This window comes from Gemmatimonadales bacterium (assembly GCA_019637315.1).
In the GTDB taxonomy this organism is placed as follows: Bacteria; Gemmatimonadota; Gemmatimonadetes; order Gemmatimonadales; family GWC2-71-9; genus SHZU01.
Window position 1 is genome coordinate 13,183 of record JAHBVU010000005.1, and the last position, 24,087, is coordinate 37,269.

Annotated in this window: 15 protein-coding genes; 2 read left to right on the top strand and 13 right to left on the bottom strand. The window is 66.2% G+C overall.

Annotation, left to right across the window (positions count from 1 at the left end; all coding sequences use genetic code 11):
- Positions 1-180 precede the first annotated feature (180 nt).
- The 6 genes from KF785_06075 to KF785_06100 form a co-directional block, all read right to left on the bottom strand.
- The gene (locus KF785_06075; GenBank protein MBX3146320.1) at positions 181-3,264 is read right to left on the bottom strand and encodes an efflux RND transporter permease subunit; all 3,084 of its coding nucleotides are present in this window, start codon (positions 3,262-3,264) and stop codon (positions 181-183) included.
- Complete coding sequence (locus KF785_06080) at positions 3,261-6,326, bottom strand: efflux RND transporter permease subunit (protein ID MBX3146321.1); 3,066 nt, start codon at positions 6,324-6,326, stop codon at positions 3,261-3,263. Before KF785_06080 ends, KF785_06075 begins: the two co-directional genes overlap by 4 nt.
- Positions 6,327-6,341: 15 nt before the next feature.
- Positions 6,342-7,481, bottom strand: a complete 1,140-nt coding sequence (locus tag KF785_06085) for an efflux RND transporter periplasmic adaptor subunit (protein MBX3146322.1) — start codon at positions 7,479-7,481, stop codon at positions 6,342-6,344.
- On the bottom strand, positions 7,478-8,782 hold the full coding sequence (locus tag KF785_06090) for a TolC family protein (GenBank protein MBX3146323.1): 1,305 nt from the start codon (positions 8,780-8,782) through the stop codon (positions 7,478-7,480). The genes KF785_06085 and KF785_06090 overlap by 4 nt, the downstream gene beginning before the upstream one ends.
- A gap of 248 nt (positions 8,783-9,030) precedes the next feature.
- Complete coding sequence (locus tag KF785_06095) at positions 9,031-9,999, bottom strand: hypothetical protein (GenBank protein ID MBX3146324.1); 969 nt, start codon at positions 9,997-9,999, stop codon at positions 9,031-9,033.
- A gap of 98 nt (positions 10,000-10,097) precedes the next feature.
- Entirely contained in the window at positions 10,098-10,418 is a 321-nt protein-coding gene (locus tag KF785_06100; GenBank protein MBX3146325.1) for a hypothetical protein, read from the bottom strand.
- 239 nt (positions 10,419-10,657) lie between these two features.
- On the opposite strand from KF785_06100, the gene KF785_06105 reads away from it, so the two are divergent.
- Complete coding sequence (locus KF785_06105; GenBank protein ID MBX3146326.1) at positions 10,658-14,053, top strand: PD40 domain-containing protein; 3,396 nt, start codon at positions 10,658-10,660, stop codon at positions 14,051-14,053.
- Between the two features lie 8 nt (positions 14,054-14,061).
- Positions 14,062-17,607: a PD40 domain-containing protein gene (locus KF785_06110; GenBank protein ID MBX3146327.1), complete on the top strand. Its 3,546-nt coding sequence runs from the start codon at positions 14,062-14,064 to the stop codon at positions 17,605-17,607.
- A 213-nt stretch (positions 17,608-17,820) separates the two neighbouring features.
- Here the strand turns inward: KF785_06110 and KF785_06115 are convergent, their stop codons facing one another.
- The 7 genes from KF785_06115 to KF785_06145 all read right to left on the bottom strand — a co-directional run bounded on the left by KF785_06115 (position 17,821) and on the right by KF785_06145 (position 24,031).
- On the bottom strand, positions 17,821-18,606 hold the full coding sequence (locus KF785_06115; protein MBX3146328.1) for an ABC transporter permease subunit: 786 nt from the start codon (positions 18,604-18,606) through the stop codon (positions 17,821-17,823).
- Positions 18,603-19,322, bottom strand: coding sequence for an ABC transporter ATP-binding protein (locus tag KF785_06120; GenBank protein ID MBX3146329.1), 720 nt, complete (start codon positions 19,320-19,322; stop codon positions 18,603-18,605). Before KF785_06120 ends, KF785_06115 begins: the two co-directional genes overlap by 4 nt.
- Positions 19,319-20,518 (bottom strand): nitrous oxide reductase family maturation protein NosD, encoded by a 1,200-nt coding sequence (locus KF785_06125; GenBank protein ID MBX3146330.1) that lies wholly within the window; start codon positions 20,516-20,518, stop codon positions 19,319-19,321. Before KF785_06125 ends, KF785_06120 begins: the two co-directional genes overlap by 4 nt.
- Positions 20,519-20,548: 30 nt before the next feature.
- Complete coding sequence (locus KF785_06130; protein ID MBX3146331.1) at positions 20,549-20,989, bottom strand: nitrous oxide reductase accessory protein NosL; 441 nt, start codon at positions 20,987-20,989, stop codon at positions 20,549-20,551.
- Positions 20,989-21,564, bottom strand: a complete 576-nt coding sequence (locus tag KF785_06135; GenBank protein MBX3146332.1) for a hypothetical protein — start codon at positions 21,562-21,564, stop codon at positions 20,989-20,991. The genes KF785_06130 and KF785_06135 overlap by 1 nt, the downstream gene beginning before the upstream one ends.
- A 1-nt stretch (position 21,565) precedes the next feature.
- Positions 21,566-23,446 carry a Sec-dependent nitrous-oxide reductase gene (nosZ, locus tag KF785_06140; protein MBX3146333.1) on the bottom strand — a complete coding sequence of 627 codons (1,881 nt, stop codon included), beginning with the start codon at positions 23,444-23,446 and terminating at the stop codon, positions 21,566-21,568.
- A 108-nt stretch (positions 23,447-23,554) separates the two neighbouring features.
- Positions 23,555-24,031 (bottom strand): cytochrome c, encoded by a 477-nt coding sequence (locus tag KF785_06145; GenBank protein ID MBX3146334.1) that lies wholly within the window; start codon positions 24,029-24,031, stop codon positions 23,555-23,557.
- Between the last annotated feature and the right edge of the window lie 56 nt (positions 24,032-24,087).

The following is a 24,087-nucleotide window of genomic DNA, read 5'->3' on the forward strand; positions in this document are numbered from 1 at the left end:
CGGGGTATGGCGATGGACCATGTCCCGAGTTCCCTGATGGAGTGCACGATGAAACGACTGGCCCGACGGGTGCTCGAAGCCGACTACGTCAACGGCGTGATGGTTGGATTCCGCATTGCCTCCGGTGACTAGCCGGACCTGCCACAACTCCGCGTTACCCAATGGGTCGGTATGACAGCGTCATGCCGACCCTCCCTCCATCTGGGGAGCCGGCGGAGTGCCGGCAGGCTGCCCCTTGCGTGCCTTCCGTCGCTTCGGCGTCGTTCGCTTTCCAAGCAGCATGGCAGGCAGGACCCAGAGTGCGCCGATCGTGCCGGTCACCGTCCCGCCAGCCGTTGCCAGCGCAATCGAGCCGAACAGGCTGTCGACCTCGGTGCCGACCGCGAGCGGAATCAGGCTGGCCATGGTCGTCAACGTCACCAGCATGATCATGGCCGAGCGGTCGCGGGCGGCGTAGACGATATCCGCGCCGCTGAGTCGGCGTCCAACGAGATTGGCGCGACGGCGACGCTCGAGGGCGCCGTCGATAATCAGAATGGCCTGATTGGTGGCGAGGCCAATGACCAGAATGACGCCCACCGCAGCCTCCCGCCCAAATGAGGTGCCGGTGGCCCAGAAGATCGCGGCCACCCCCGCCAGCGCCATCGGCAGACTGGCAAAGACGAGCACCGCCGCCCAGGTCGAGTTGAACACGAAGGCCACCGACAACACGACCAGCGTCAGGCCGAGTGCCAGGACCAGCCAGAGTCCCTTGGTGCTGTCGTCTTCGGCCCACGAGAAGCGTTCGTCGTCGACCGTATAGCCGGCGGGCACACTGATCGAACTCATGAATGACTCATGAGTTCGCTGCGCCAGCCGCGCCGGCCCGCGGAAGTCGTAGCTCACGATCCGAACGTACTGCTGATCCTCGCGCGTGATCACGCTGAGGCCTTCGCGCTCCGAGACGAGCGAGAGATCCCCGATGCGCACAGGCGCCTGGGCTTCGTTCGGCACGATCGCGTCGCGCAGCTCGTCGAGCGCACGCTCCTGGGCACCCCGTGCCTTGACGTTGACCGTGAGCTCGTCGCCCTCGAGCTCCAGGCGCTGCCCGGCGCTGGCGCCCTGGACCTCCCGAGCCACGGCGCGGCTGAACTCGGTCGTTGTCATACCGGCGCGGGCCAGGGCCGGTCGGTCGGGCGTCAGTGCGACGCTCACGGCCCGCTCGGAGCGGAAGAAGGATCCGGCGTTGATGTTGACGTCACGGACTCGGGGAATTCGTTCCAGCCGAACCTGCAGATCACGGGCCAGCTGTTCGACCCCTGAGAACGAGTAGCCCAGCAGCTTGATGCGGAAGGCAACCGACATACCTCCGCCGCCGCTGAAGAAACCGGGCCCCTGACCGCGAACCCCGATCGATGCGCCACCGATGAAGACGGCACGCTGGGTCATCTCTTCTTCCATCAGCGCCGGGATGATGCCGTAGCTTTCTTCGCGGGTAAAGGTGACCCGGAGTCTCCCCATCATGGGTAACCCGAACGCCTCGACCCGATCGACGCCATGCCTGCCAACCGCGATCCGCTCAAACTCCTGCATTGCTCGATCGACACTTTGTGGATCGGAGCCGTGGGGAAAGGTGATGCTCACGAAAAGCTCGGATCGCTGGCCGAACCAGTTGCCGAACGAACTCTTGGGTACCTGCTTGATGAAGCCCCACGTCAGCGTACCGAGCAGGGCAAGGGTCAGAACGAGGGTAACGGGTCGCCAGCGAACGGTGCCGATCACGCTTCGCGTATACCAGCGAACGGTCCGCCGGTAGGTGGTGCGCTGCATTCCGTGGCCAGACCCCACAGCGGGTATCATCACGACCGCGCTGAGCACCGACCAGGCCAGCGCGAGCAGGAACGCGGCAGCGAAGGGCAGGAAGGCGGCGCGGGCATTGCCTTGCAGGTAGAGAAATGGCATCAACACCACCGCCGTCGTCAGACTGGCGCCGATGACTGCCGGCATGATCCGACTTCCCGCTTCGGCGCGGCCCTCCGCCGTGTCCGGCGCATGTCGCAGCCGCTCCACGACGACCAGCCCGTTCTGCACCAGGACACCGATGCCCATGGCCAGTCCTGCAAGCGTCAGCAGGTTGGCGGGGATCTTGAGCACATACAGACCGAGTGCCGTGCCGGCAATGGCCACGGCCGCGCTGCCCATCACCAGCCACACCGACGTGAAGTTGCGCAGCATGACCGCGAGCACCAGCATCACTGCGGCAAAGGCAATCGCGCCGCGAAGCAGCAGGTCGTTGAGCTGCTCCTGGAGGTCGCGACTTTCATCGTTCTCGACTCGGAACGTGATGCCCTCCGGCAGGATCCGCCGGATGTCCGCCATCGTCGCTTTGACCTGCTGAGCAGTCCGAATCGCATCGGCGCCTGCCAGACGGGACAGCTGCAGCGTGACGGTTGGCACTCCATTGATCCGCGCAAAGCGGCCCCGATTGTCTTCCTCGGGGCGAATCGTCGCGATCTCATCGAGGCGGAAGACGCGCCCGCTGGGCGCTCGCACCACGAGCCGACCGAGATCCTCGAGCGCGTGGGGCTGATCTCGCAGCGCGACCGTCACGACATTGGCGCCGCGGCGCTCGCGGCCGAGAGCCTCGACGACCCGGGCGCCCTCGATGGCCTGGCGAATCAGGGCAGGGTTGATCCCCAGCTGACGCAAGCGAAGCGGCTCGTAGACGACCGCAACCCCGGGCTCGGCGGTTCCCGAGAGCTGCACACCTGCGACGCCCGGCACGGCGGTGATCCGCGGCTCGATCTGATCCCTGGCGAGCTTGGTCAGAGTGCCGGCGGTGTAAGGCCCGATGATCGAATAGGTCAGGAGCGGTTGCTCTTCGAGTTCCTCCGGGGTGTAGTTCGCCACGGTTGGCGGAACCACCCCAATCGGAAATCGGGTGCGCAGCAGCTCGAGCCGTTCGTTGATCTCGAGTCGGGCCAGAGTCACGTCCGCTTTGGGCTCCAACTCCACCGTCAGGGACGACGACCCGTCCCGCGACTCGCTCGAGACCTTCTTGACGCCGCGAACTCCCTGGATCACCTCTTCGATCGGTGAGGTAACGTAGCTCTCGACCAGTTCTGGCGACGCGCCAAACCAAGTGGCCGCAACCCGCAGACGCGGCAGCTCGACGGCCGTGCGCGTAGCGAGCGGCAGCTTGGTAAACGCGACACCGCCCGCGAGGATCAGGGCAGCGCCGAGCGCCCAGATGACGGCCGGTCGGCCCGCAGCCCAGCGGATCATGAGGCCCGAGCTGCCCGCGCCAGCTTGCGCCGCTCGACCATCGCGTACACCGTCGGCATCAGGAAGAAGGTGACGAGGAGCGCGGTAATCGAGCCACCGATGACGCTGGCTGCCAGCGGCTGATAGAGCTCGCCACCGGCACCCCAGCCAAACACCAGCGGAAGCACGCCGGCAATCGTGGTGATGGAGGTCATGGCAATGGCGCGCAACCGCTGCTGCCCGCCAAGCACGATGGCCTCTTCGATCGAGTGCCCCAGCTCGCGGAACCGACCGATCGCGTCGAGCTTGACGATGGCCTCATTGTCTGCCATACCGATCATCACCACGATGCCAATCAGTGCCACCGCATTGATGCTCTGACCGGTCAGCCAAAGAAGCAGGATGCCGCCAGCTCCCGCGAGGGGGACGGTGAGGAGAACCACAAGGGGTGTTGTGAACGAGGCGAACTCGCCGGCGAGCACCAGGAACACCAGTGCCACCGAGAGAACAGCGACCAGCATCAGCTGGTTGGTGGTGCGCCGCTGCTCCGCCTCGGCACCGCCCAGCGTGACGTCGACCCCGGGAGGCAGATCGACGCCTTCAAGAGCGCGTCGAACGTCGCGCGTGGCACGGTTGAGCCCCCCTTCCTCGGCCACTGCCTCGACCACGCTGACGGGCCGCTGGTTGATACGCACCACCTCGATCGGGGCACGAATATCCTTGACGGAGACCAGTTGTCCGACTGGAACACCCCTGATCGGAATTGCCAGCGCGGTCTGGAGGTCTTCGTTGAATGAACCGGTAAACCGGACCCGGATGGGGGTCCGCCGGTCGGTCTCCCGAAAGTCGCCCGAGTTGACGCCGCCCAGTCCGCCCGCCAGCGTGTTGGCGACCTGGCTGGCCGTGATGCCGAGCCGGGCCATCTGCGCCCGGTCGAGGGTGACTTCGATCGTCGGCTGGGTGCCGGCGTAGGCATCGCGAACGTCTGCCAGGCTGGCGACTCCAGCCAGCTTGGCTCTGATCGCGTCGGCCCAGCGTGCTGACTCGTCGAGTCTGGGACCTGCCACCTCGACCCGCACCAGGCGCCCCTCTCGCCCGATCAGGCTACCGAACTCCGACTGACCCGCGAGATCGATGGCCAGACCGCCTTGGGCCAGGTCCGGCACCGCCTGGCGAAGCCGCTCGGCGAACGCGGCCGCACCCATCCGGTCCGGTACCGGCAGAAGCAGCTGCGCCGATGCGGAGGTACCAGGATCTGCGCCCGCCAGCACTTCCTCGTCCGTGGCAACGCCGATCCGGCTGTAGATCCCTGCGGACCCCAGAGTCATGGCCGCCTCCTCGAGCCGGCGCGCCTGGCGGGCCGTTTCCTCGATCGCGGTGCCTTCGGGCAGACGCAGGTAGGCCACCGCGATGCCCTCGTCGACCCGCGGCAGGATCTCTCTCGGCATCCGGCTCGCAACCGCAATCGTGCTCAGCGTGACCACAGCCGAGATCGCGATCACGGCGAAGGGGTGCTGCAGTGACCAGCGCATCCCGGCCTCGTACAGCCCCTCGAGACGATGGCCGACCCGGTCGGCGGCGCCGAGGAAACCGGTCGACGGACGCGGCGCCTTCGCGTTTGGCACTTTGCCGCGCGTCAGCAGGACGGGCATCAGGGTCAGGGCCAGAACGAGCGATGCGCCGACGGACATCACGACACTGAGCGAGAGGTCGCGAAAGAGCGCAGCTGCCAACCCTTCGACGAACACGATCGGACCGAAGACGAGCAGTGTGGTGAGCGTACCTGCAATCAGCGGACCGGTGACTTCCTCGGTGCCGAGGCGGGCCGCTTCGAAGCGCCCCAAGCCCCTCTCGATATGCCGATTGGTCACCTCCGCTACCACGATGGCGTTGTCGACCAGCAACCCGATGCCGAGGGCCAGTCCGCCCAGCGAGAGAATGTTGATGGTGACGCCCATCAGCTGCAGCAGGGTCAGGGCGACCATGACCGAGAGCGGCACCATCAGCCCGATGGTGAGCGAGCTGCGCCAGTCACGCAGGAACAGCAGGATCACCAGCAAGGACAGCGCGCCGCCGATGAAGATCTCCTGGGTCAGGTTCGAGAGCGCGTCGTTGACGAACTCCGCTTGCGCAGCCACCACCCTGATCTGGAGGTCAGGGAACTCCTCGCGGAGGAGGTCGATGGCGCGGTAGATGTCACGAGTCACCGCCACCGTGTTGGCGCCGGCGTCCTTGTAGACCACCAGGCCCACGGCCGGCTTGGAGTCGAGCGTGGTGATCGTCGTCGGGTCGGCAAGGCCGAGCGAGACGGACCCGACGTCGCGGAGCGTGATACCACTGCGAGTCGGGCCTACCGGTGTGCTGGCAATCTCCTGCACGGTCTGAAACTCGGTCAGCGCACGCAGCGAGAAGCGGAACTGCCCCCGACGAACCGTACCGCCCGGAGCCTGCGGATTGGCGGAGCGGACGGCGGATGCAACGTCATCCGGCGTGATGCCCAGCGCGCGGGTGCGCTCCGGATCGATCTCGACCCGGATCTCGTCCTCGGGCTCGCCGGCCACCGCCACGCTGGCAACCCCGGCCAGTTGCTCCAGCCGGCGCGCATGCACGTCCCGCGCGGTGCGGGCAATGCTGCGCAGATCGCCGCTGCCCGTCAGGCCGAGCACGGCAATCGGACGCTCGCCGGGGTCGCTGGTCAGCAGGGTGGGGCGCTCGGCGCGTTCGGGCAGCTTGCCGCGCGCATTGTCGAGCCGTTCGCGCACTTGAAGCACCGTGGTTGGCATGCTGGTGCCCCACGCAAAGCGCAGCGTGGTCGTCGCTTCGCCGGTCCGGCTGACTGATTTGAGCTCGACCAGTCCCGGCGTGGCCGCGACCGCCTCTTCGATCTGCTCTGCAATGAAACGCGAGACTTCTTCCGGCGCTGCGCCAGGATAGGCTGTTCTGATCGTCAGGACCGGCAGCTGGACGTCCGGCAGCAGCGAGACCGGAAGCTTGCCCAGCGACACCGCACCAAGCAGCACCATCGCCAGGACGGCGGCAATGGTCGTGACAGGCCGTCTGAGGGCCGAGGCGGCAATCGACATATGGAGCTGGCCCCTTTACCGCGTGCCGCGTTCCTGGCGGGCAACCATCCGCACCGGCGCATCGTGCGTCAGCGTCAGATGCCCTTCGATCAGCACGGTGTCGCCCGCCGCGACGGGGATCTGGCCGGTCGCGCTGTCGGGCAGAACTTCGGTTTCCAGGCCGTTGCTGCGACCGGGGAAGATGTAGACCCACTGCGCCCGACCGTCGCGTGCGACGAACACGAGCGGCCGGCCGTCGCGCTCGATCACCGCGGAGGACGGCACCACGACGCGGCCGGGCAGCCGGGTCGCTTCGAGGCGGACGTCGGCGTACATCCCGGGGCGAAGCACGCTGTTGCTTCCGATCCGCACCACGGCGCGACCGGCCCGGGTGGTGCTGTCGACCATGGGCAGGATCGCCGCGATTCGTCCGCTGATCGGACGGTCGGCCACGGCAGCGGCGGTGACGGTTGCGTCACCTCCGATCCGAATCAGCGGCAAATCGTGTTCGAGGACCGACGCCTCGACTCGGAGGTTCGAGAGGTCGACGATCCGCCCGATGTCCTGGCCCTGGCTGAGTCGCTCACCGACCGCGACCCTGACCTCGTCGACCACCCCGCTGAACGGCGCGACGATGGTGGCGCGTTCCCGCTGCAGCTTGGCGCGCTCGAGCTCTGCTTTGGCGCGATCGAGGCCGGCCCGAATCTCGGCGCTGCGCAGCCGCTCGCCCGTTACCGCGCGGCCGGTCACGATGGAGTCGCCGATGATGTTGTCGAGCACTTTGAGCTTGGCGTCATCGAGGGAGGCTTGGGCTTGCTCGACTGCCAGGTCGAGTTCGCGCGGGTCGACTTCGACCAGTACCTGGCCCTGGGTGACCCGATCGCCGGGACGAACCTTGACCGCGGTGATCGGCCCGGTGGTTTCGCTCTTGAGCATCGCGACCCCGTCGGAGCGCACCTGGCCCGTGGTGACGATCGAGAGCACCAGGTCGCCTTGACGGACCGCCTGGCCCACCACGGGAAGGGTGACGCTGCCGGTGCTCGACTCGCCACCATCCTCGCCGTCGCCGCTGCCGCTGTCCGGTTCGGCTTTCTTACAGCCGGCCACGACGAACAGCGGCAGCGCGACGGCAATCATGGTGCGCAGCAGCGCCGCGCCCGCTAGGCTTCGCTTCACAACGTCCTCCCGATCAGGGCTTCGATCTCGGCTTTGGCAAGTATGTACTCGAACCGGGCCCGTACCGCTTCGGCCTCGGCCGCGTCGAGCTGCTCCTGTGCCCGGCTCAGCACATCGATGGTCAGGGACCCGATCCGGTACCGCTCCAACTGGACCCGAACGAGGGCGCGGGCGGCATCGAGGTTGGCCAGCGCCGTGGTCACTCGAATCTCCGCCGCGCGGAGCGCTGCAAGCTGCGTCGTCAGGGTGGCGCCCACCTCGCGACGGGCGTCAGCGGCCTGAGCCGCGGCCGACTCATAGTCGCTGCGGCGCGTGGCAATCTGCTGCTCGCGCTGAAAGCGATTGAACAGCGGGTAACTGAACCCGAGATTCATCGAGCGGCTGTTGTAGAGCTGATACTCGTTGAGACGGCTGCCGGCAAACGAGGTGTTGGCCGTCAGATTGAGGCTCGGGAAGTAGAGCGACTTGGCAGCGCTCAGGTTGGCCGCAGCCGCGTCCTCGGCGGCTTCGGTCCGCAGCACGTGCGGGGCCTGCCGCAGCGCCTCGGCGCGCAGGGCATTGGTGTCGGCCACGTTCGCGGCGCCGAAAAGCGACGAATCGATTACGGCGCTGACCCGGCCGTCCTCGCCAATCAGCCGACCCAGCCCCGCCTCACTCGCGGCAAGTTGTCGTTCCTCGGAGGCCAGCCGAAGCCGGGCCTCGTTCAGCGTAACCGTGGCGGTCAGCGAGTCCGCGACGTTGGCGGCGCGGGTCGCCAGCCGGGCAATCGCGATCTGAAACTGCTCCTCGGCGCGTCGGATGGCCTCCCGCCGCACCGCGACGAGCTGCGCCGTCTGCGCCGCGTCGATGAACGCTCTCGTGGTGCGGAGGCGGTTCTGGGCCCGCTGATAGTCGACGGCGGCGTCGGCCTGGGCGCGTGATGCTCTTGCAGCAGTCAGGTCGCGTCCGCGGCGGAAGCCGGTGAACAAGTCGTAGGTCGCGCTGGCACCGAGGCTCAAGCTCGAATTGGTGGAGCCGCCAGGCAGAATCTCGTTGGTCGTTGGGTCGAGGCGGGACGGACCGTCGGAAAAGCTGGTGCCCCAGGTCGCCGTCGCGCGGAGGTCGGGGAGAAACTGCCCGTAGGCGGTTCGTACCGCGGCCGACGTGTTGCGATAGGTACCGAGCGCCTGGATGACCTGGGGGTCGACCCGTTCGGCCCGGTCCAGGGCCTCCTGGAGGGTCATCCGCCGCTCCTGCGCATGAGCTGGGTGCAGGATCACGACGCCGAGGGACGCGGCAAGAATGATATGTCTTAGAGCCATGGGGCCTTGGGCCACGGGTCAGTTAGGTTCGCCAAATGGAAGCGGTGCTGCAAGGATGCGCCAACCCTGAAAAGGGACGCAGGCCAATCTTTTCAATCTTGGGAACGCGGGTGGCAGCCCCATGACATCAACATTACGGGGCGATGACAGTCCGGCGTAGCTCAGGAGCGTCCCCACGCAGGGCTATGGCCAGACCTTCGGTGCCTCTGACATGGGCTTAGGCTCGGTCGGGCATCGGCACGGTCGGGTCAGTTGTCCCGGTCGTTGGCGCTCCCGCGGCGACCGGTGGCGCGTGCCAGCTCCGCTTCCGCTGCGATGTATCCAAAGGCGCCCCACTGCGGGGTCGTCAGCACCTGCTCGAAGGTTCGGCGAGCCTGGGCCCGGCGCCCGTTGTAGAGATGCCAGTTGCCGATGCCGTACCCGACGCCGGCATCCTGGATTGCATCCTGCGTACCAGACCATCCCAGCACCGAGTCGGCCGACAACTCGCCCTTGTACACCAGCAGGAGGCGATGATACGCGCCGTTCTCGATGATGTCCATGTCCGCCCGGATCGGCTCGAGCACTTTGGCGGCGTCGGCCGTTCTGCCGAGCCGGCGGAGCGTCATGTAGAGCCAGTGGCTCGTGGCGACGACCATGTCCGGATTGACCGCCGCGGCAACATCCTCCTGATAGTATGGCAGCGCCTTGGCGAACTCCCCCTTGAGGTAGTGGGCCAGACCGAGATGGTATCGGATGTTGGTGTTGAGCGTGCTGATCGGGATGCCACGGGCGTTCGGAATGCCATCAGGCTCGACCTCGTCGCGTCGTCCCCGGATCAGGCCGTAGGCGTGCTCGAGGTCCTTGATGGCGGCATCGAAGCGCCGGATCGTGATGAAACGATGCCCTCGATGCCGGTACAGTCGCGGGTCCATGGGATGCTGCGCAATGCCCCGCGAGAAGATCTCGATGGCCTCGGCGTGGCGACCCAGGTAAGCCAGGCGACGCCCCAGCCAGATGATCGAGTCGGCGTTGGCCGGTGTGCGCTCCCATGCGGCGCGCGCGGCCGCATAGTTCTTCTCGTACACGGCTTGGACCTCGGGCGGCAGCACGGGGCGCCGGAGGGGCTTGCCGAGGAGTGACATGGCCTCGACCGGCGGCTCGGCCGCCTGCGCAACGAGCGTGGCGGGCGGAGCGCCCGCCGCGGTCAGTGCCGCGAGCAGCAGGGCATAACGCATGGTGATCTCCCGAACTTCGAGACGGCGAGCGCCCCACAGGCTCGGCGAACCTTGCGGGACGCCGGCCGGAGGGGCGCTCGGAACAAACCCGCGATCAACTAACGAGCGGCGCGCTTGGCCTTCCGCACCGTCCGCTTCACGGCCTTCTTCGCCCGCTTGGTCCCGCTCGCCGCCTTGGTCTTGGCGGCCTTGGCCTTCGCGGCAGCGCGCGCCCGAAGCGTCCGGACGCCCGTCGTCGCGGCCACGGCGGCCAACGCGCCAGCGCCGACGGCCGCCGCACCCTTGGCTGCCGACTTGAGACCCCGTTTGATCTTCCGCTTGCGAATCTCGCCCTTCACTTTGCTCTCGACCTTCGAGGCCGCCTTCTTGATCTTCTTAATCGCGTTCCGAGCGGCGCTGCCGAGCTTGGATCTCGCCATGGTGACTCCTTGGGTACCGGTCTAACTGCGTAGGCCCGATGGCCAACCATAGGTTGGTGACGCAAAATCTGGCCTGATCCGCACAGGAACGGTACCCATGATGCCCTAATCCCGCCCGCTCAGCCATTGGGAGTTACCTTTCACTTCCCGGCCCCCCTCTTGGAACACGGAGACGGTCGGGCTCGTAGACTTCTCAGAGTCTTCGATTCGCTCGACACTCGGATCAGGGAGTTGCTTGGATGAAACGTCTGCGCATGGCGTTGCTCGTGCTTGGCGGTCTTGCGTCAAGCCACGCGGCAGCGGCCCAGGATCGGTCGGACAGCCTGCCGCTCAAGTCGGCTCGTGTGGCCCGGTTCACTACGACACAGGGAACCTGGATTTCCCTCGATGTGAGTCCGGACGGCCGACGGATCGTCTTCGATCTGCTCGGCGATCTGTACACCATCCCGATCACCGGCGGCAAGGCTACCCGCCTCACCAGCGGCCTTGCCTATGACGCGCAGCCTCGTTGGAGCCCCGATGGTTCCAAGCTCGTGTTCGTTTCCGATCGGAGTGGCGGTGACAACATCTACGTCGCGAACGCTGACGGATCCGGCATCCGACGCCTGACTCACGGCAACCACGGTTGGCATATCTCGCCGGCCTGGTTGCCGGACGGGCAGTATATCGTGGCGTCGTCATCCGGCACGAACTTCGGGTCGCCCAAGCTCCACCTCTATGACGTCTCGGGCGGCACCGGGCTGCAGCTGACTCGCGCCCCGGGTCCGCTGGCGTACTTTGGTGCGGCGCCGTCTCCCGATGGTCGCTACATCTACTACGCCGCACGACAGGGGATCTGGCAGTACAACGCCGCCATGCCCCAATTCCAGATTGGCGTCTATGACCGCCAGGCGGGCACCACGACGACGCTGTCGAGCCGGCTCGGCTCGGCGGTCCGTCCGGCAATCTCGCCCGACGGCAAGTGGCTGACGTATGGCAGCCGCGACGGGCAGGAGACCGGTCTCCGGATCCGCGAACTGGCCACCGGCGTCGAGCGCTGGTTGGCCTTCCCGATTCAGCGCGACAACATCGAAGCGATTCCCGATCACGACGCGCTGCCCGGCTATGCCTTTACCCCGGACTCCCGCGCCGTCGTGCTTTCCTACGGCGGCGAGATCTGGCGCGTGCCGGTCGACGGCACGGCGCCGACCAAGATCCCGTTCAGCGTCGACGCCGAGGTGGCGATTGGTCCGCAGGTGGCGTTCGAGTATCCGATCGAGGATACCCCGACCTTCACCGTCCGTCAGATCCGCAATGCGGTGCCTTCCCCCGACGGGCGTCGGGTGGCGTTCACGGCCCTCGACCGCATCTATATCGCTGAGCTGCCCGACGGCGCACCGCGCCGGGCCACCAGCAGCGAGGTGGGCGAGTACTATCCCGCCTGGTCACCCGACGGTGGTTCGCTGGCCTATGTAACCTGGGATGGTCGTGACGGCGCGCTGATGCGGGTCAGCGCCAGTGGAGGGCAGCCGACTCGCCTCAACCCCGAGAGCGCCTTCTGGCAGACGCCGGCGTTCTCGCCCGACGGCAGCCGGATCGTGGCGGTCCGCGCCGAGCGGCGCAACCTGGTCGAGCAGATCGGCCCCTTCATCGGAGACGGGCACGGCGCCGAGTTTGTCTGGGTCCCGGCTGCCGGCGGTGCAGCGACGGTGATCCGGCCCACCGGCGGCAACCTGCGCATGCCCCATTTTGCGGCTGATACCGGGAGGATCTACCTGTACGGATTCTTCCCGCCGCCGCCAGGACAGCCGCCGGTATCCTTTACTGCGGCGCTCTCGTCGATGCGCTGGGACGGCACCGATCTGCGGCAGCACCTCCAGGCAACCGGGCCGTTGCCCGTTGGCTTTGGAGCACCCCACAATGGCCCGGAGTACCGAGCCCCGTTTGCTCCGCGAGACGAACACAACCATATCCTGCCGCCCAACTTCTTCGATGCGCGGGAGCCGACCGTGGTCGGGCCGCGCGCCGATGCCATCCTGATGGCGCCGCGCGGTGATCTCGCGCTGGCCGCGTTTGGCCCGGACATATACCTCATTCGAGTGCCCCAGGTCGGTGGCGTGGTGCCGACGGTCTCGGTTGCCAGGCTGGACAGCGCTGCGGTACGGATTCTCCGGCTCACGGACATCGGCGGCGAGTTCCCTGCCTGGAGTGCCGACGGGCGCACCGTGCACTGGTCGATCGGCAACGCCTTCGTGTCGTACGACGTGCAACGCGGCCTTGCCGTGGACGACAGCCTGGTCGCGGCCGGTGCCGACACCACGGTGCGGTTCCAGCACCAGTACCGACCGGTCGAGCGGCGCATCCGCGTCGCGGCGGAGCGCGATGTGCCGCAGGGCACCGTCGTGTTGCGAGGCGGACGGGTCGTGACCATGCGGGGCGATGAGATTCTCGAACGGGCCGACGTGGTCGTTCGCAACAACCGGATCGTCAGCGTCGGCGCCGCGGGAAGCGCGCCGGCCGATGCCCGGGTCGTCGATGTCAGCGGCAAGACGATCGTGCCGGGATTCGTCGATACGCATGCCCACATGTGGCCCGCCTGGGGCATTCACTGGCGCCACAACTGGCAGTACGACGCCAACCTGGCCTACGGTGTGACCACCACGCGCGACCCGCAGACGAGCACCACCGATGTGCTCAGCTATCAGGACCGTGTCGACGCCGGATTGATGAACGGGCCGCGGGTCTACTCGACCGGACCTGGCGTCTTTGGCGGCTCTCGGATTACCTCGCTGCAGCGCGCTCGCGATGTGCTCAAGCGGTACAGCGAGTACTGGGACACCAAGACGTTCAAGATGTACATCGCGGGCAATCGGCAGGCGCGCCAGCACCTCATCATGGCGTCGCAGGAGCTCAAGCTGATGCCGACGACGGAGGGCGGTCTCCAGTTCGCTCTCAACATGACCCACGCCATCGATGGCTATCCGGGCATCGAACACACCCTGCCGATCTATCCGATCTATGACGATGTGATCCAGCTGTTCAAGGCTTCGGGTACCGTCAACAGTCCGACCCTGCTGGTGACCTATGGTGGACCGTGGGCGGAGAACTACTTCTACGCCACGGAAAACACCCTGGGCGACCGAAAGCTGCGCCACTTCACGCCCCCCGCGGAGTTCGATGCCAAGACCCGCCGCCGGACGGCTGGCCCCGGGCCGAGCGGTTGGGCCCACGAGTCGGAGTACATGTTCCGCAAGCATGCCGAGTTCGGCAAGCGGCTGATCGAAGCGGGCGGCTGCAGCGGGGTCGGCAGCCACGGACAGCTGCAGGGCCTGGGCTATCACTGGGAACTCTGGGCCATGCAGAGCGGCGGGATGAAGAACCACGACGCACTCCGGATTGCTACGCTCTGCGGTGCCCGTGCCATCGGCCTCGGGCGCGATCTCGGCTCGATCGAGGCCGGCAAGCTGGCCGACCTCGTCGTGCTCGACCGGAATCCGCTCGACGACATTCGCAATACCAACTCCGTCCGCTACGTCATGAAGAACGGACGGCTCTATGAGGGCGATACGATGGACGAAATCTGGCCCCGTCAGCGGGCGGCGGCAGATGAACCGTGGCGACGGACGGCCCCGGCCGTAACGTCGGGAATCCGGTGAGGCCGGCCATGAAGAATTCTACCGCAGTCATCGCCGCGCTTGCCGTGTTTTCGGGTGCCGTTCCGGCCGCACTGGCTCAGGCGCCGGGCGCCCCAGGCGCTCCGCCCGCCAAGCCGCTGCCGCTCGAGGCGTCCCGCAAGGCCGAGTTCACCGCCACGCGCGGCACCTGGATCTCGCTCGACGTCAGCCCGGACGGTCAGACTATCGTCTTTGACCTGCTGGGCGACCTCTACACCATGCCGATCGGCGGCGGCAAGGCAACCGCGCTGACCACCGGGCTGGCCTACGATGCGCAGCCGCGCTTCAGTCCGGACGGCAAGAAGGTGGTGTTCACCTCCGACCGTAGCGGGGGAGACAACGTCTGGATCATGTCCCTGGACAAGAAGGACACGACCCAGCTGACCCAGGGCAACAACTTCCAGTACATCTCGCCCGCGTTTTCACCCGATGGCAAGTACGTCGCCGTCAGTCGGGGCAGCGGCACGTTCCCCACGGCAAAGCTGATGATGTTTCACGTCGATGGCGGCGCCGGTCTGCCGCTGATTCCGCCGACGCCGCAGAATGCCCAGCTCAAGACCATCGGTGCTTCCTTTACACCTGATGGCCGTCGCGTCTGGTTTGCGGCGCGCAGTGGCGACTGGCACTACAATGCGATCTTCCCGCAGTATCAGGTCGGCTACTATGATCGGGAAACCGGTGCTCTGACACCCATGAGCGGTCGGTACGGATCGGCGGTACGTCCGCAGGTCTCACCCGACGGCAAGTGGCTGACCTATGCCTCGCGCCACGAGACCCAGACCGGTCTTCGGCTTCGGGATCTGACCACCGGCGACGAGGATTGGCTGGTCTTCCCGATCCAGCGCGATGATATGGAGGCGCGTGCCACGCTCGACGCGTTGCCCGGCTACGCCTTCACCCCTGACTCGCGCGCGGTCGTCATCTCCTACGGCGGGGAAATCTGGCGCGTGCCGCTCGACAAGAGCGGACCGTCGAAGATTCCGTTCAGCGCCGATGTGAAGCTCGACGTCGGCCCCGAGGTCAAGTTCGTCTATCGGATGGACACGACGGCGACCTTTACGGCGCGGCAGATCCGCAATCCCGCCGTGTCACCCGACGGGAAGCAGCTGGCCTTCGTAGCCCTGAGCCGGCTCTACCTGATGGACCTGCCCAACGGCACCCCCCGCCGGGTCACCTCCGCCGAGGTGGGCGAGTATCAGCCGACCTGGTCGTCGGATGGCAAGTCGCTGGCCTGGATTACCTGGGCCGATGCGGCAGGTGGGCAGATCATGACCCTGGCCCTGGGCACTCGGAACGCCCGACCGGTGGCCGCGACCCGGGTGGCGGCGCTCTACACCAACCCGGTGTTTTCGCCCGACGGCAGCCGGATCGTGGCTACGCGTCAGGCGGCACGGGATCTGATCGATGCCACCGGACACGGCGGCGGCGTGCTCGGCGGAGACTTCGTCTGGGTACCGGCGGCGGGGGGCGATGTCACGGTCATTGCACCGACCGCAGGGCGCGATGTCGCTCACTTTGTCCGCAACCAGCCTGATCGGATCTATGCCTCGCATCCGTTCGAGGGCCTGGTCTCGTTCCGCTGGGATGGCACCGACGTCAAGCAGCATGTTCGAATCGTCGGCCCGATGCCGTTCTTCTCCGCCGCGTTCGACGCCGGCCACGAAAGCCCAACCTTTCTGCCGCGCCGAGTGGCACCGCTTGCCGCGGATGTGCTGGCTGTGTCGAACAGGGGTGGAACCCATCTCGACGGCCCGACCGAGCCGAACCCGACTCCGACGCCAGCCGGGGTCGTGCTGATGTCGCCGACGGGCGGTGAGGCCGTTGCGCAGATCAACACCGACGTCTATCACGCCGTGGTGCCCGTCGTCGGCGGTGCAGTGCCCACGGTCAACGTTGCCATGGGCGGGTCGGTGCCCACCCGGAAGCTGTCGGATATCGGCGGCGAGTCGCCCTCCTGGTCGGCCGATGGTCGAACCGTCTACTTCGCGCTCGGCAACGCCCTCTTCAGCTACAATCTGGATCGGGCCAAGGTCGTTGCCGACAGCCTCAAGGCAGTCGAACGCGCCAAGGCCGACAGCGTCAGGAGGGCCGCGGCCGATACCACCAAGCCCAAGCCGCCGGCAGTCGACTCTGCTGCGGTGCGGGACTCGACGGCGGCCAAGGACACCACCAAGGCCAAAACCCCTCCGGTCAAGCCCGGCTACCGGCCGGACGAGCTGCGGATCAAGGTCGAAGTGCGCCGCGATCTGCCGACGGGTTCCGCCGTGCTGCGCGGCGGTCGTGCCATCACCATGAAGGGCAAGGAAGTCATCGAGAATGCCGACGTGGTGGTGCGCAACAATCGCATCGTTGCGGTCGGACCGCGGGGCTCGGTGCCGGTGCCCTCTGGCGCGCGAATCATCGACGTGTCGGGTAAGACGCTGATGCCCGGGATGGTCGATGTCCACTACCATGCTCAGTGGCTGATTCCTGAGATTCATCCGGGCCAGGTCTGGCAGTACCTCACCACGCTGGCCTACGGTGTTACCACCACCCGTGATCCGCAGACGGCGGTGAGCGATATCGTGAGCTATCAGGACCGGGTTGAGACCGGGGACCTGATCGGGCCGCGAATCTTCTCGACGGGCCCGGGCGTTGGTCTGCCCAACAACGAGCCGATGAACAGCCTCGAGGACGCCAAGCGTGTGCTCCGGCGCTACAGCGACTACTGGGGCACCAACACCCTCAAGATGTATATGTCCGGCAACCGCCAGCAGCGGCAGTGGATCATCATGGCCGCCAAGGAACTCGGCATCATGCCGACCACCGAAGGCGGACTCGACTACCGGCTCGACATCACGCACGCGATGGACGGCTATCCCGGGATCGAGCATGCGCTTCCGATCACGCCGATCTATGAAGATGTCGTTCAACTCTTCAAGGCCAGTCAGACCACCAACGCCCCGACGCTGCTGGTGTCCTACGGCGGGCCGTTCGGTGAGGAGTACTTCTACACCACCGAAGACGTGATGGGCGACAAGAAGCTGGCGACCTTCATGCCGAAGGGTCAGATCCAGCGTCGCGCACTTCGGCGCGGAGGAGAGAACTACCAGCAAGGCGGCTGGTTCCACCCGGACGAGCACGTGTTCTCGAAGCACGCCGAGTTCTCGAAGAAATTGATCGAGGGTGGGGCGCGGGCAGCGGTCGGTGCGCACGGACAGATCCAGGGCATCGGCAACCACTGGGAGCTCTGGGCCATGGCGTCGGGCGGCATGTCGAATCACGATGCCCTCCGCGTGGCCACCATCTATGGCGCCGAGGCGGTCGGTCTGGGCGAGGATGTCGGCAGCCTCGAGCCGGGCAAGATGGCGGACATCCTGGTGCTCGATGCCAATCCGCTCGAGAACATCCGGAACACCAACACGATCCGGTATGTCATGAAAAACGGCCGGTTGTACGATGGCGACACGCTGCGGGAAACGTATCCCAGAGCTCGTCCTCGGGCCGGTACCTGGTGGGATGGCGGACCGCCGACCGCTGCGGCCGGCGTTCGCTGAAGGCAAAGGGGCGGGCCGATACTGCCCGCCCCTTTGTTTTTGCTCGCCGGTACCTGATCTGGCACTTTCGGGTGCGCGGCAGTGCCAGAAGGTTCGCCATCATTGGAGCGCCGCAGACCGCTTCGGTCTTCGGTGGGTACACGGCCCGCTATCGACGTATTGGTGGAGACCATGCAAACGATGCCGGGTTCTCAGGGTCGCCACGCCAGCTGACTACAGATCGCGACGGACGAACCGCCGCATCGCGAGCCAAGCCGGAACCGCGATCCACAATCCCAGGGCGCCTGCCGAGACAAGCAGACCGCGCCCGCTGCCGAAGAAGCGCTCGAAGACCGCGCCCGTATAACCCATCAGCGCGGCGATGTCGATCTTGAGCAGCAGGAGCACTCGCGCCAGGTCGATCGGATTGAGCACCACCGCCGTCAGTACCGGCTTCTCGAGTGGATAGTTGGCCAGCAGAGCGGTGCCGATCAGGATCAGTCCGTCGTAAATGACGGCGAGAAAGAGCCAGACGAGGATCGCAGCACCGAGCCCCGCAGCACGATCCTGGAAGGAGACGGCCAGCAGGTACGCAATTGCCGTAAAGACCCCCGTGAGCGCCGCCCCAGCCAGGAGGAGTGTGACGAGCGTTCCTCCGGCGCCGCCTGCCCCCTGCCAAAGGAACGGGAGGCCCACCCCCGCCACGAAAGCCAGCGCCATCGGCACTGTCAGCCCGAGCCACAGCGCCGCAAACAGCGACCGCCGGCCGACCGGCTGTGCCAGCAGCAGCTCGATGAACTCGCGCGACTGATAGACGTGCATGGTGCCGACCACGATGCTCACCAGCGGTACCAGGAGCAGGACGGCGTTGAGCAGGCTCAGGAGCACGCGGTCGCCGCTCGCCCCGAAGCGGAACAGCAGGTCGGTCAGCAGCAGGAAGAGCAGGGCATAGCCCGGCAGCCATCGGCTGCGCAGGACGTCGCGGACCTCAGCGCGGAGGATCCTGAGGAAGGCGGTCACGCCGCCTCCGTCGTGAGCCGAGCCACCGCCCGCTCCAGCTTCGCCTCGCCAGTGCGCTGGCGCAGCTCATCCACACTGCCGTGGAAGTGGATCCGGCCCTCCAGCAGAAAGACGATCCGGTCAGCGAGTTCCTCGACCTCGCCCATCAGATGGGAGGTGAGCAGTACCGTGGTGCCCTTGGATCGGGCGTCGAGCACCTTGTCCTTGAACTGTCCGCTGGCAACCGGATCCAGCCCCGCCGTCGGCTCATCGAGGATCACCAGCGCCGGCCGGAACAGGAAGGCAACGATAGCGTTGAGTTTCTGTCGCGTGCCGCCCGAGAGCGTCCGCACCGGCTTGTGCAGCTGGCTGCCCAGGCCAAAAGTGTCGATCAACTCGCGATCCTGACTCTCAGGATGACCTCGCAGTCCGCTCAGGAGCTGCAACACCTCGTTCCCGGAGAGATTCTCGGGAAAGCGAGCCGTTTGAGGCATGTATCCGACCCGGGCGCGATAGCTGTCACCGTCACGTGGGTCGGCGCCGAGTACGCGAAGCTGTCCGCTGTCCGGCCGCACCAGGCCAAGCACCGACTTGATAAAGGTGGACTTGCCGGCGGCGTTTGGTCCCACGATGGCGGTCACGACGCCCGCCTCGATGGCAACATCGAGGCCCTGCAACACCTGCAGTCGACCGAACGTCTTGCGCAGGCCGACGGCCTCCACCGCAGGGGCGGTCATCGTCGGACCTTCATCAGCGGTGAACGGTCCACCAGTGTCTCCGGGGAAAGCACCGGCAGCACCCGCTCCGCAGCGTCGAGCAGATCGACAAAAAGGCTGCGCTGCAGCACCAGAGTCGCCTCGTGCCGGGCCACCAGATAGGCGAAGAGTCGCACCGGACGGAATGGCACGTCACCTACGCCGTCGCCATCGAGGTCGTAACCCTGGTACTGGTCCCAGAAGTTGCCGTCGAACTGGCTGGTGTGCTGCCGACCGTTGGTGGTGACGTCGAAGCTGTTGCCATGGAACCGGTTGCCGGTGAACGTGTTGTTGGTGGCGTTGGCCATCAGCTTCACGGCCCAGCCGTTCCGCTCGATCAGGTTGCCAGTCACCGATACCCGGTCAGAGCCCTCGAGGTAAAGCCCGACCGTGTTGGCGACGATCCGGTTGTCCTCGATCCGGCTGTCGCTGATGTCCTTGAGGAGCAGACCGAAGGCAGCCTGCCCGCGGTTGTTTTCGAAGTGATTGGCCGCCATCACGACATGCCGCGTGTACATTACGGCCACCCCGGCGCCATTGTCACGAAAGCTGTTGCTCCGAAACTCCGAGCTGTCCGAGAACATGTAGTGCAGGCCATAGCGCAGGTTGCCGTGACTGGAGTTGGCGGTGATGACGGAGTGGCGCGCAAACTCGAGGTAGATCCCGTCGCGGTGGCCGCGCAGGGTGTTCTCGGCAATGACGATGTCCCGGCTGTTCCAGAGGTGGATGGCGTTACCGGACAGCGCCTCGCTCAAGCCGGTACCCACGATTCGATTGTTGCGCACGATGCAGCCCTCGGTTCGGGCCACATAGATACCGAAGAAGGTGGCGTCGAGGTGGTTGTCCTCCACTCGGCAGCCATGGGCCTCGTCGAGCCGAATCCCGGCCCGGTCCTCGACCGAACTCCGGCCGGTGTTGCGAATCGCGAAGCCGCGGATGGTAACCCCCGGCGCGGTGACCGCGAAGACCTGCCCGCGATTCCGGCCATCCACCACCGGACGCCCCACGCCGATGAGTTCGAGCGATCGATCCAGCACGATTCCCGATTCACGGTAGGTCCCTGCCTGAACCACGATCCGCGCCCCGACCGGCGCGCTGCGCACCGCCTCGGCTATGGAGCCGATCGTCCCGCCGGGTGCCACCGTGATGGTGGTGATCTGAAAGAGGAGCGCAAGCATGGCTAGCACCCGCGGTATGAGTCGGGCATTTCAGTGCCTGTGGCCGGTGTCATCCTGCACCGCCTCCCAGCGTACTACGGTTCCCCCAAGCTCTTCGGCCAGGCTACGCGCCTGCTCAGACGAGCGGACGGCTGCCAGCCCGCTTCCCATCGGGGTGTGTACCGCATCGGAACGGACAAACCAGGCGCCTTCCGCGGCGATCAGGCTGCCGGTGTCGAGATAGTCCGTCACCCAGATGGAGCGGATCCGATCGCGCGCAACCTCACCATCACGGAGCGCGTTCGCGAGGCAACCGGGGTCGTCGTAGATCAGTACCTTGCCCGTCGTTGTCACGACCTGCGCAATGAAGCGATCATCGCTGACCGTCATGTGGCAGTGACCGCAGAGCTCGCTGCCCAGGGCCACCGGTCGCGGCCCGGGTACACTGCACGCAGCGTGCAGCAGCGCCAGCGCGGCAAGGGCGGCTCTCATCACGTCACCCTTCGCGCCAGGCGGCGCTCCCGCAGAATGAGGGCCAGCCCGACCAGCATGACCGCAAGGGCGATCCACCCGCCAGCTGCCGGGAGCGACGTCGCTTTGAAGTTGAGTAACTCCTTGGTGCCCAGTACCGGCGGCTGGTACGTCATGCCAGGCACCTTGATCGCCGCAGTCGGGTCGAGGTTGCGACCGTAGTCGTACCCCCACCGGTAAAAGTCGGCGAGGCCAATCAGGCTGCCACCGGCCAGCAGGGCTACCCACATCGTCAGCGCCACCCGTCGGCCCCATGCAGCGGCGACCAGGCCGGCCGCCACGAGAGCGCCGAGCGCCCACGGCATGAACCGCAGCTCGGGAATCGATTCCGGCACGATCGCTTTCATCCCGATGTAGTGGTTCAAGCCGTTGATGCTCTGCAGGTCGCCGCTCATCCGGTCGACCCAGATGTAGAACCCGAGGCCCTCCGGGTACTGCGGTGCGATCAGCGCCACATGCCAGAGCGGCACGGCGTAGAGCGCCAGGAGGGCCAGGGCCAGGACGGCGAGTGCCGCGCGGGACGATCCGGACATCATGTTACCTCAGCGTGCCGTTGGGGCCGTTCCAGGCCAGCGGGACGTTCGCGCCGCGTTCGGAGACGCGAACGTAGCCTTGCATCTCCTGGTGCAGCGCCGAGCAGAAGTCGGTGCAGTAGAACGGGTAGACCCCGACCCGCTGAGGTACCCACACCAGCGTCCGGGTGCGACCAGGCATGATCAGCAGCTCGGCATTGCGGTTGCCCATCATCGCGAAGCCGTGCGGCACGTCCCAGTCCTGCTCGAGATTGGTCACGTGGAAGAAGACTGAGTCGCCGAGCTGGATCCCCTCGATATTGTCGGGCATGAAGTTGCTGCGAATGGCCGTCATGTAGACGTCCACTCGAGTGCCGCGGCGCTGAACGCGGGTGTCCTGCACCCGCTTGGTGGCATACGGATCGTTGTTCTCGGCAATCGCAAACACCCGCACCTGTCGGTCCTTGATCAGCTTGGCCGGCAGGGCCTGGGCGTAGTGCGGCTCGCCCACAGTCGGGAAGTCGAGCAGTAGACGCATCCGTGGGCCGCTGATGTCATAGAGCTGGGCGGACTGCGTCAGTTCAGGCCCCGTCGGCAGGTAGCGGTCCTTGGTGATCTTGTTGAGTGCGATGACGTACTTGCCGTACGGGGTCTTCGTGTCGCCCCCGGGCACCATGAGGTGACCAACCGAGTAGTAGGTGGGCACCCGGTCGACCACGGTGAAGGTCTCGGTGCTCCACTTGACGATCTCGGAGCTGATGAACACGGAGGTGTAGGCGTGGCCGGTGCCATCGAACTCGGTGTGCAACGGACCGAGCCCCGGGTTCTGCACCTCACCCGCGATCGTTGCTTCGTATTTCAGCACCGGCACGCCGCCGATTTCGCCGTCGAAGTCCCGCGCCTCGATGGCCGCGATCATCTTCGAGAAGGAATGCACCGGTATCACCGTGGCCAGCTTGCCGCCTGCGACGATCAGCTCGCCGGTGGGGTCGATGTCGGTGCCATGAGGAGACTTCGGCGTGGGCAGGAAGTAGACCATATTCGGGCAATCGCCGGCGTTCAGCATGACCGAGGAGGCCTGCATGTGCGTAGTCGCGACTCCCGAGGAGTGATCCATCACGTTGTGCGCGTACCGGGCTGGAATCGTCTTGGCCTTGCCCTCGGCCACGCAGGCCTCGGCGCGCTTCCAGTTGATCGCCGCGATGAAGTCCTTGTCGGCCTGTGAGGCGCCGATTTCCTTCATCGTGGATGCCTGCTCGCTGTTGTAGGACGTGAAGAACGCCCAGCCGTGGGAGCGACCCTTGCCGGCGCGGGCCAGGTCGTAGTCGAACCCGGGCATCATCACCTGGAAGGCGAGCGACATGCGGCCATGCTCCGGATCCAGCCGCACAAAGCTCAGGACGCCCGCGAACTGTTCCTTGTAGGCCCGGATCGAGACATCCCGCTGAACGGTCGGGACACTGAAGCGGGTGGCGCTGACCAGGTATTCGCTGTTCTCGGTCAGGAACGGCGAAGCATGCGAGCCAGCCGTGTGGGGCAACTCCAGGATCTCGTCGGTTTCCATGGTGGCCAGATCGATGCGGGCCACGCGCGGCGTGTTCATCCCGTTGATGAAGAGCCAGCGGCCGTCCTGCTCGCCTCCGGTTACCGATAGCTGCGGATGGTGCGAGTCGTCCCAGGGGATGAATCCCCAACTCGTCTCGAGCAATGCCTTGGTCTGTTCGCTGTACCCGTATCCCTTTTCGGGATACTGCGAGAAGACGGGGATCTGCTGCAGCAGCCGACCCGACGGCAGACCGTAGACGGAGACATTGCCGCTGAAGCCGCCGGACATGAAGGCGTACAGCTCATCATGGTCCCCCGGGGCAACATAGACGGATTGGGCGGCGTCGGCGTCAACCGTCATACGGGCGCCGCCTCCGCCGCAGCCGGCGATCGCGACAGCCGCGATCACTCCGACTGCACGGGCGATAGTGGATTTGCGCAACATTTGGTGTTGACCTCCAAGCTTGGGTTACTTGGTGCGGAGATACTCGAGGATCGCCCGCGCCTCTTCGCGCGTGACCCCCTGATTCGGCATGAACGACATGAACTGGGCCAGCAATTCCTTACCGACTGGGTGCTCTTCGATGTTCTCCTGAGGATTCAGGATGAAGTTCATGATGAAGGCCGGACTGCGCCGCTCCACCACGTCGCCGAGAGCCGGACCGACAAAGCGCTGCTCCATCTGATGGCATGCGGCGCACTTCATCTCGAAGACGTCCTGCCCCTGCTTGGCCATTGCCGGGTCGATTGCGGCGGGAAGCTCCACGACGTCGGTGACCGGTCCGATACCATGCTCGAGCTGAAACGCGCTGAGGCCGCCGCCAGCCGAGGCCGCCGGTGTTCCCCCGGCCGCCGGAGGCGACGCCTCCTTGCCTCCGCATGCCGCGATCCCAAGCAGCGCGATCAGTATCCAACTCCTCGTGCCAACCCCCTGCTTGCCAGACATCGTCGTATCCTTGTCCTGAGTTGATCGGTTCGGCTGCTGTCTTGCTTGACGCATAA

What these genes read in the sequence shown, in the direction of transcription:
- KF785_06105 (MBX3146326.1), top strand. Translation starts at nt 10,658, where the DNA reads ATGAAACGTCTGCGCATGGCGTTGCTCGTGCTTGGCGGTCTTGCGTCA.
- nosZ (MBX3146333.1), bottom strand. Translation starts at nt 23,446, where the DNA reads ATGACGGTTGACGCCGACGCCGCCCAATCCGTCTATGTTGCCCCGGGG.
- KF785_06080 (MBX3146321.1), bottom strand. Translation starts at nt 6,326, where the DNA reads ATGTCGATTGCCGCCTCGGCCCTCAGACGGCCTGTCACGACCATTGCC.
- KF785_06145 (MBX3146334.1), bottom strand. Translation starts at nt 24,031, where the DNA reads ATGTCTGGCAAGCAGGGGGTTGGCACGAGGAGTTGGATACTGATCGCG.
- KF785_06135 (MBX3146332.1), bottom strand. Translation starts at nt 21,564, where the DNA reads ATGATGTCCGGATCGTCCCGCGCGGCACTCGCCGTCCTGGCCCTGGCC.
- KF785_06075 (MBX3146320.1), bottom strand. Translation starts at nt 3,264, where the DNA reads ATGATCCGCTGGGCTGCGGGCCGACCGGCCGTCATCTGGGCGCTCGGC.
- KF785_06090 (MBX3146323.1), bottom strand. Translation starts at nt 8,782, where the DNA reads ATGGCTCTAAGACATATCATTCTTGCCGCGTCCCTCGGCGTCGTGATC.
- KF785_06100 (MBX3146325.1), bottom strand. Translation starts at nt 10,418, where the DNA reads ATGGCGAGATCCAAGCTCGGCAGCGCCGCTCGGAACGCGATTAAGAAG.
- KF785_06125 (MBX3146330.1), bottom strand. Translation starts at nt 20,518, where the DNA reads ATGCTTGCGCTCCTCTTTCAGATCACCACCATCACGGTGGCACCCGGC.
- KF785_06130 (MBX3146331.1), bottom strand. Translation starts at nt 20,989, where the DNA reads ATGAGAGCCGCCCTTGCCGCGCTGGCGCTGCTGCACGCTGCGTGCAGT.
- KF785_06110 (MBX3146327.1), top strand. Translation starts at nt 14,062, where the DNA reads ATGAAGAATTCTACCGCAGTCATCGCCGCGCTTGCCGTGTTTTCGGGT.
- KF785_06120 (MBX3146329.1), bottom strand. Translation starts at nt 19,322, where the DNA reads ATGACCGCCCCTGCGGTGGAGGCCGTCGGCCTGCGCAAGACGTTCGGT.
- KF785_06095 (MBX3146324.1), bottom strand. Translation starts at nt 9,999, where the DNA reads ATGCGTTATGCCCTGCTGCTCGCGGCACTGACCGCGGCGGGCGCTCCG.